At 71.2% G+C, this 7,729-nt stretch carries 8 protein-coding genes; 1 reads left to right on the forward strand and 7 read right to left on the reverse strand.

Features of this window, described 5'->3' with window-relative positions; translation table 11 throughout:
* From AB0B91_RS31290 to AB0B91_RS31320, 7 genes are read right to left on the reverse strand one after another with little or no spacing between them, the layout of a single operon-like run.
* On the reverse strand, positions 1-942 hold the full coding sequence (locus AB0B91_RS31290; RefSeq protein ID WP_358327149.1) for a hypothetical protein: 942 nt from the start codon (positions 940-942) through the stop codon (positions 1-3).
* Complete coding sequence (locus AB0B91_RS31295; RefSeq protein WP_358327151.1) at positions 939-2,249, reverse strand: hypothetical protein; 1,311 nt, start codon at positions 2,247-2,249, stop codon at positions 939-941. Before AB0B91_RS31295 ends, AB0B91_RS31290 begins: the two co-directional genes overlap by 4 nt.
* Positions 2,249-2,398 (reverse strand): hypothetical protein, encoded by a 150-nt coding sequence (locus tag AB0B91_RS31300; protein WP_358327153.1) that lies wholly within the window; start codon positions 2,396-2,398, stop codon positions 2,249-2,251. Before AB0B91_RS31300 ends, AB0B91_RS31295 begins: the two co-directional genes overlap by 1 nt.
* Positions 2,388-3,239 (reverse strand): alpha/beta hydrolase, encoded by an 852-nt coding sequence (locus AB0B91_RS31305; protein WP_358327155.1) that lies wholly within the window; start codon positions 3,237-3,239, stop codon positions 2,388-2,390. The genes AB0B91_RS31300 and AB0B91_RS31305 overlap by 11 nt, the downstream gene beginning before the upstream one ends.
* Complete coding sequence (locus tag AB0B91_RS31310; RefSeq protein WP_358327157.1) at positions 3,229-4,413, reverse strand: Rieske 2Fe-2S domain-containing protein; 1,185 nt, start codon at positions 4,411-4,413, stop codon at positions 3,229-3,231. Before AB0B91_RS31310 ends, AB0B91_RS31305 begins: the two co-directional genes overlap by 11 nt.
* Before the next feature lie 38 nt (positions 4,414-4,451).
* Positions 4,452-5,414, reverse strand: coding sequence for a PDR/VanB family oxidoreductase (locus AB0B91_RS31315; RefSeq protein WP_358327161.1), 963 nt, complete (start codon positions 5,412-5,414; stop codon positions 4,452-4,454).
* A gap of 49 nt (positions 5,415-5,463) precedes the next feature.
* Positions 5,464-6,258, reverse strand: a complete 795-nt coding sequence (locus tag AB0B91_RS31320) for an alpha/beta fold hydrolase (RefSeq protein ID WP_358327163.1) — start codon at positions 6,256-6,258, stop codon at positions 5,464-5,466.
* Positions 6,259-6,391: 133 nt separating this feature from the next.
* On the opposite strand from AB0B91_RS31320, the gene AB0B91_RS31325 reads away from it, so the two are divergent.
* A complete protein-coding gene (locus tag AB0B91_RS31325) occupies positions 6,392-7,702 on the forward strand; it encodes an MFS transporter (protein WP_358327165.1) in 1,311 nt (436 codons plus the stop codon).
* Positions 7,703-7,729: the final 27 nt, after the last annotated feature.

A 7,729-nucleotide genomic window follows, 5' to 3' on the forward strand; every position in this document is an offset into this window, starting at 1 on the left:
TCAATCCTCCTTGAAGGGATGCAGGGCCGCGACGCCCATGCCGGTGAGCCAGGCATCGATCGGCGTGTAGGCGAGGGTCCGGCCGGTGGCCCGGCCCACGGCGGCGGTCATCGCGATCCAGGCGCGGATCTCGTGGGCGCCGTTGCCGGCCTCCGCGGTGAGCTCGTCGTCGCTCAGGTCGAGGATCGCCTCCAGGTCGCCGCCGCGGAGCAGGCTCAGGAAGCGGTCGTCGAAGGCGGGGTTGATGTCGGCTTCCGCCGCGCGGATGATCTGGCGGCGGCGGACCTCGTACTCGCTCCAGGAGTCGCGGCCGTTCAGCCACGCCTGGACGAGGAACCTGTCGTCGTCGCTCAGTGCGTCGAACCACTTCGGCCAGGGCAGCCGGTGTGACAGCCCGCCCGAGGCGATGACCACCACCCGTTTGTCCTGGCCGTCGGAGCGTACGGCCGCGCCGATCGCGGCGCCGAGGCTGTGGCAGCGGCGCAGCGAGGGCAACGGCGGCGCGAACATGTTCACCACGACCGGGACGATCGGGACGTCCAGCTCGGGCGTCAGGTATTGCAGGCTGTGCGTGATGCCGTGGTCGACGGTCAGCCGCAGCGAGAACGCCGGGTCGAACCCGTCGCCGACCAGGGTGTCCACCAGGTGACGTGCCAAGCCGGTGTCGACCGGCAACGGCCCGGCGGGCGTGCCCGCCTCTCCCGCACCGCTCACCTCACCGACGCCGACGGTGAAGGCCGGCATCATGTCCAGGAAGAAGCCCCGGAAGTGGTTGGAGCCGACGATGACGACGGCGTCGGGCCGCTCCCGTTCGACCAGGCGGCGGGCCTCGTCCAGGCCGTCGCGGAAGCGATGGGCGCCCGGCAGGTGATCCACCTCGGCCCAGTGGGTGTTCATCAGCGTGCTGTGGGACGCCCCGACCCCCAGAACGATCTGACTCATGCGATCTCCTCGCGGGTGCGGGTGCAGGTGTTGACGATCGTGTGGATCAGGGCGCGGGTCAGCTTGCGGGCCTGGCGTACGTCCACGACGTTCATCCCGGCGGGGAAGTCCAGTGCCATCGGGGCGTCCTCGCCGATGCGGTCCATTCCGGTGCGGACGGTGGGGATGCCCCACAGGCGCAGGATGTTGGCGTCGGTGGCGCCGCTGTTGCCCAGGATCGGCTCGTGGGGGCGTCCTTCCAGTTCCTCCCATGCGGCCTTGGCGGCGCGCACGATCCAGTCGGACTCGGGGGTGTGGCTCCCCGGGATGGCCAGGGTCATCTCCCAGTCCAGGTCGATGTCGGGATGCGCGGCCCGGATGCGGTCGATCGCCGCGCCGAACTCACGCTTGGCCCGCATCGGCGTGGTACGCGGGCTGATCCGCAGGTCCACGTGGAAGCGGCAGCTCGCCGGGGACAGCGACGCCGTACGCCGCCAGCCGCCCTCGATCCCGCCGATGTTGCCCTGCGGAGCGACCAGCCCGTCGGTGTGCCGCGCGCTGTAGCCGGGAAACCACTCCTCCAGCCCGGCGATGACGGTGCCGGCGTCCACGATCGGATTGCGGTACGGCATCCGATGGCGGCTGCCCACATAGCTGTAGGTGCCTCGCACCACCACCTCGAACCAGCAGAGCCCGACCTCTTCCCACGCCGCCGTCCAGCCGGGCTTGGCGATGACCGCGTAGTCGGCATGGACGCCCTGTTCGAGCAGGAACGAGCAGCCGTTGCCCTGGCCCGCGTTGTGGCGGCGGGCCTGGGGGACGTTGCGCCGGTTGGTGGGCATGCCGCCCGCGCCGAGCCCGATCAGCACGTCACCGCGCAGCGGGATCCCGGCCGTGGCCACCGCCTCGGCGGCGGCGATAATCGCGGCGCCATGCCCCTTGGGGTTGCTGGCACCCAGGCCGATGACGAAGTCACCGTCCACGACCGCCGACGGGCGCATGTCGTCGCGCAACGCCGGGCCGACCTGGGGGACGTCCTCCTCCTCGGTGCCCACGGTGAGGGTGTCGATCGGCGCGTACAGCAGCAGGTCGGGGCCGGTGCCGTCGCCGCGCAGCCGGCCGGCCGCGTTGCCCTGGTCGTCGTCGATCGGCTGGTATCTGCCCGCCAGCCCGGCCTCGCGCAGGCGCTCGGCCAGCCAGCGGGCCAGCGGGCCCTCTTCGCCGGTGGGGCTGGGGATGTCCACCATCCCGGCGATCAACGCGGTGAGCCGCTTGTCGTCGATCTTCGCCCAGGCCGCCTCGGCCCAGGCGCGGCGTCTCGGGTCCATCAGCGACCTCCGGGTGCGGGCCGCTCGTTCCGCACAACGGTGCCGGTGGCGTACAGGAACGCCTGGCTCGCGGCGCGGCGCAGCGGCTTGGCGACGGCCACCCCGATCCCGAAGGTGAGGGCGGCGATCAGCAGGGTGTTACGTGACATGGGAAGACCTCTCCAGGTGGGCGAGCGCCATCGCCGCGTACGCGGCGGGCCGCTCCTCGGCCGGATGGTGGGACGTACGGCCCAGCACGGCGACGTCCCCGCGCGGCAGCCGGGCCGCCAGGGCGTGCGCGTAGGCGGGACCCGCGAACGGGTCGTGCTCGCCCCACAGCAGCAGCACGGGGGCCTGTACGGCGGGAAGGTCGGCCGTGAGGTCTTCGGGGACGCCACGGCGGGCCGGGTCGGTGGCCAGTTCCAGGGCGGACGGCGTGACGCTGGCCTCGTACCGCAGCATGACTGTGCGCTCGGGCAGGCCAGACGGGTCATGCCATTCCAGGTCCGCGATCAGCTCGCGCATCTTCTCCGAGGTGGGCCCCTCGCCGCCGTAGTAGCCGGCGCGGGCACGCGGCCCCAGCGTGGTGTCGGACCAGACGCCACATGGCGGGGGCACCGGCTGGCTGCCGGTCACGACCAGCCGCCGGACCCGTTCCGGGTGCCGGGCGGCCAGCGCGAGCGCCACGGCGCCGCCCAGCGACTGGCAGACGAAGTCGGCCCGGTCGACCCCGAGCGCGTCCAGCAGGCCGAGCACGCGCTCGCCGTGGTAGGACACGGCGGGACCGCTGATGGCAGGGGCCGCGGAGGCACCGTACTGCGGCAGATCGACGAGGATCAGCCGCCGTCCCTCGGCCAGCAGCGCGGTCGCCGGGGCGAAGTCTGTCCAGGCCGTGCAGCCCGGCCCGCCACCGTGCAGCAGCACCGTGGGAGGGCCGGAGCCGAACTCGGTGACGCGCAACCGCACCCCGCCGACCTCGACGTCCCGTCCGGGCGGCGGGTCAGCGGGCAAGGGGACCCCCTCGACGCTGCACCTTCAGGTCGCCGTTCTCGACGAGCCGGCGCCAGGCGGTGATGGACAGGTCCGGCCGGTACAGCTTCTCCGGCGGCGCGTCCATCACGTCCACCATCCAGGCGTCCTGGGCGGTGAACTGGCCGTGGAACAGCCAGCGGATCCAGCTGACGTACTTGGCCTTGAACAGCGCGGCCTTCAGCCCGTCCTCGAACCGCACCATGATCTGGACATATCTCACGCGGTCCGCGTCCACCGGCACGTACCACTCGTAGTGGATGAAGTGCGGATAGGCGACGCGCAGCAGCCCTGGCAGGCGGATCGACACGAAGCCGGGCAGATCCATGTTCTTGATGACCGGGTTGACGTCGGCGGCCTTGCCGGGGGCGTCCGGCAGCGGCATCCGTTTCCACCACCGTTTGTTGCTCCAGGTGCCATATCCGGGGAAGTCGGCCTCCCAGTGGACCTCGTCCTGGACCCGGGTGATCCAGCCGCCGGTGTCCGACTCGACGACCCGGGTCTTGTTCCAGGCGGGCATCACCTTGAACAGCCGCCACAACGCCGTGTTGTGCAGGTATTTGGCGTGGCCCTCGTCGAAGCCGTTCTCGGCGGCGAAACGCCAGTTGCCCTCGCGGATGTCGGTGCGCCCGCCCATGACGAAGACGTTCTGAGTCAGTTCGGCGGGGATGTCGCGATCGACGGGCGGCGGGTCACCGTCACCCACGTACACCCAGACCAGTCCGAGACGTTCCGCCACGGGGTAGGTGCGCACCGACACCTTGCCGCAGATCGGCGACTCGGGACCGTCGGTGAGCACGGCGGCCAGGCGGCCGCTGTCCAGGTCGAACGTCCACCCGTGGTAGGGGCAGCTGATGGTGCCGTCGAACTGGCGGCGGCCCAGCGACAGCGGCACTCCCCTGTGCGGGCAGCGGTCGTGCAGGGCCCGGACGACGTCGCCGTCCCTGATCAGGACGATCTTCTCGCCGAGCAGGGTGATCGGGACCGGTTTCGAGCCGATCCGCGCGGCCCACTCCACCGGGTACCAGAAGTCACGGAACCCGAGGGCGGCGTCGTTGTAGGCAGGCCAGGCCGACCAGTCCTGCCCGGGAGATGACGGCGGCTTCACGGCCGTGGCGGTGGCGCGGCGGGGACGGCGACGAGCGGGCTCGGCCATGGCGGACCTCCAGAATCCTTTCGGGGTGGGAACGGCGCTCACAGGTCGAGCACCAGCCGGTCGGAGCGGGACCGGGACACGCACACCATGAGCGTCCTGCCCGCCTCCTGCTCGGCGTGGGACAGCAGCGAGTCGCGATGCTCGGCGACGCCGTCCAGGATCTTGACCTCGCAGCTTCCGCAGATGCCCTCGCGGCAGGCGGTCGGCACCGCCACGCCCGCCTCGTCCAGGCAGTCGACGATCGGGCGGTCGGCCGGCACCGGGACGGTGATCTCCGAGCGCGCGCAGACGACCTCGAAGGCCCGCTCCGCGGCCGGGTCGACGTCGAACACCTTGGCCTTGAAACGTTCCAGGTGCAGCGCTTCCTCGGGCCAGCCGCCCGCGCAGCGCCGCTCCACCGCGTTCAGCAGCCCCTCGGGGCCGCAGCAGTAGACGGCGGTGCCCTCTTGCGGGGTGCCGAGCAGGGCGGCGAGATCGAGCGGGCCGTCGTCGGCCTCGACGACGACCTGGACCTTGTCGCCGTAGGCGGCCAGCTCGTCCAGGAACGCCATCGTCGCGCCGCGCCGGCCGCCGTAGACCAGCCGCCACTCGGTGCCGGCCGCCTCCACGGCGGCGATCATCGGCAGGATCGGGGTGATGCCGATGCCGCCCGCGATGAACAGGTAGCGCTCGGCGGGCACCAGCGCGAAGTGGTTGCGCGGCCCGCCCACCTCCACCAGGTCGCCCGGGCGCAGCTCGTCGTGGACCAGCGCGGAGCCGCCCCGGGAGTCCGGCTCGCGCAGCACGGCGACCCGGTAGGTGAACCGGTCGGCGGGGTCGCCGCACAGCGAGTACTCCCGGACGAGGCCGGGGAACTCCAGGTCGATGTGCGCGCCCGGCTCCCACGCGGGCAGCAGCCCGCCCTCGGGATCAGCGAGGGTCACCGACAGCACCCCGTCGGCCGCCCGGCGCAACTGCTCGACGCGCAGGTCGAGGACGCCCTCATCCGGGTCGTCGTTCATGATGACCTCCGTGAATTGCACGGTACTTTGTACGGTTTGCAGTACTGAGTTACGGGAGAAGGTGGTCGAGGAAGCGCATCACGGCCGCCGCGAACAGATCAGGGCGGTGATCGACGGCCGGGACGCCGGTGCCCGGCAGCAACTCCGTCCGCGCGCCCGGCAGCCGCCCGGCCAGGGCGGCCATGTCGGGCCTGGAGAACTCGTCCAGCTCCCCGCACAGCACCAGGGCGGGCGCGCGCACCAGGCCGATGCGCTCCTCCATCCGGTAGGCGTTGACGGCGAGGTGCCCCTCCTCGACCCGGTCCAGAACGTTCAACGCGTCCCGCACCAGGCGGTTCAGCAGGTCGGAGCCGTCCTCGGGGTAGTACGCCCGCCGGTTGTTCCACAGGTCGAGCAGATGCGAGCCGTCCGGACGCGGGGTCACCGCGTCGATGGGCGGCCGGTGCGCGACCTCGGCCCGCCGGGCGGCGTCCACGTACGGCACCCCTGACAGCACCAGGGCGCTGACCCGCTCGGGCGCGCGGGCGGCCACCTCGGTGGCGATCACCCCGCCGGTGTGATGGCCGACCAGCGCCACCCGCTCCAGCCCCAGGGCGTCGCACAGCGCCAGCACCCCCTTCGCGAACAGCTCGACGCTCCACTCCTGCGCCGGCCGGTCGGACGCGCCGAATCCCAGCGTGTCCATCGCGATCGCCCGATACCGGACACCGAGCAGAGGCAGCACGTCCCGGTACTCGTCCCAGGAACGCGGCGTCTGGTGCAGCAGGATGACGGGCGCGCCTTCGCCCTGCTCCGCGTAGTGGATGAGCCCGTGAGGGGTGGATGCGTACGCTCTGGCTGGCATGCTCGTACTATGTACGGTTCATAGTACGAAGTCAAGTACGGAGCAACCCTTGACATTCGTTCAAAGAACCGTACATAGTACGGCCAGCTCCAGGTGACCTGGTCACCCTTTCCTGCTCCTCACGGAGGGCGTCATGACCGCCACGATCAGTACCCCGCGCCAACGCAGAAAAGCCGCGTTCGCCAGCTGGATCGGCACCACCATCGAGTACTACGACTACGCCTGTTACGGCATCGCGGCCTCCCTTGTCTTCCCCGGCCTGTTCTTCCCGGCGAGCGATCCGCTGGTGGCGACCCTGCTGTCGCTGTCCAGCTTCGCCGTCGGCTACGTTGCCAGGCCGCTCGGCGCCCTGATCTTCGGGCACTTCGGCGACCGGGTCGGCCGCCGGACGATCCTGATCGTGACGCTCGTGCTGATGGGTGCCGCCACCTTCGCGATCGGCCTGCTGCCCACCTATGACCAGATCGGGGTCGCCGCGCCCGCGCTGCTGATCGCCGCCCGCATCCTGCAGGGCGTCTCGGCCGGCGGCGAGTACGGCGGCGCGATCCTGATGACCGTGGAGCACTCCGACCGGGCCCGGCGCGGGTTCTTCGGCTCGCTCGTCAACACCGGCACGACCGCCGGGCTCCTGCTGGCCAACCTCACGTTCCTCCTGGTGCTGGACGAGAGCGCCGTGCGGAGCTGGGGCTGGCGCATCCCCTTCCTGTTCAGCGCCGTTCTGGTGGTGGTCGGGCTCGCGCTGCGGATGGCGGTCGAGGAGACGCCCGAGTTCGACGAGGTCAAACGGCATCAGGAGGTGCGGCGGCTGCCCGTCGTCGATCTGTTCCGCACCTGCTGGCGTACCGTCCTGCTGGTCGCGCTCGGGATCGTCGGGGCGGGCACGACCTTCACCATGGCCACGGTCTTCTCGCTCACGTACGGCAAGTCCGGCCTCGGCCTGCCCAGCGACCGGATGCTCACGGTCCTCCTGCCGGCCATCGTGGTCGTGCTGGTCTGCGTGCCGCTGTTCGGGCGCCTGTCCGACCGGATCGGCGTGCGGCCGGTCTTCATGGGGGGCGCGGCCGCGCTGATCGTGCTGCCCTTCGTGTGGTTCGCGCTGCTGGAAACCCGGCAGTACGGCTTGATGCTGCTCGGCTTCGCGCTGCTGTTCGTCGGTTACGCGGCCAACTACGCCGTGGTCCCGGCGTACTTCTCGGCCGTCTTCCCGTCCGCGGTCCGCTTCAGCGGCCTGTCCATCTCCTTCACCTGCGGGCTCATCATCAGCAACGCCATCGCTCCGGCCGTCTCGCAGTCATTGCTGGCCGCGACCGGCGGCTGGATTCCCATCGCCGCCTACATGGCGGGCGCGTCCCTGGTGACGCTCGTGGCGGGAGTGTTCCTGCGGGTGCCGGAGGAGCCCGCCGGCGAGCCGGATCACGCCGTCTCCGTGGCGCAGCCCGAGTGACCTAGGAAAACGGCGGGGCATCGGTTT

This window comes from Nonomuraea sp. NPDC049141 (assembly GCF_040648415.1).
GTDB lineage: Bacteria > Actinomycetota > Actinomycetes > Streptosporangiales > Streptosporangiaceae > Nonomuraea.

Bases quoted from the DNA above. Each gene is read 5' to 3' on its own strand.
- AB0B91_RS31320 (WP_358327163.1), bottom strand. From the start codon at position 6,258: ATGCCAGCCAGAGCGTACGCATCCACCCCTCACGGGCTCATCCACTAC.
- AB0B91_RS31315 (WP_358327161.1), bottom strand. From the start codon at position 5,414: ATGAACGACGACCCGGATGAGGGCGTCCTCGACCTGCGCGTCGAGCAG.
- AB0B91_RS31325 (WP_358327165.1), top strand. From the start codon at position 6,392: ATGACCGCCACGATCAGTACCCCGCGCCAACGCAGAAAAGCCGCGTTC.
- AB0B91_RS31295 (WP_358327151.1), bottom strand. From the start codon at position 2,249: ATGGACCCGAGACGCCGCGCCTGGGCCGAGGCGGCCTGGGCGAAGATC.
- AB0B91_RS31310 (WP_358327157.1), bottom strand. From the start codon at position 4,413: ATGGCCGAGCCCGCTCGTCGCCGTCCCCGCCGCGCCACCGCCACGGCC.
- AB0B91_RS31300 (WP_358327153.1), bottom strand. From the start codon at position 2,398: ATGTCACGTAACACCCTGCTGATCGCCGCCCTCACCTTCGGGATCGGG.
- AB0B91_RS31290 (WP_358327149.1), bottom strand. From the start codon at position 942: ATGAGTCAGATCGTTCTGGGGGTCGGGGCGTCCCACAGCACGCTGATG.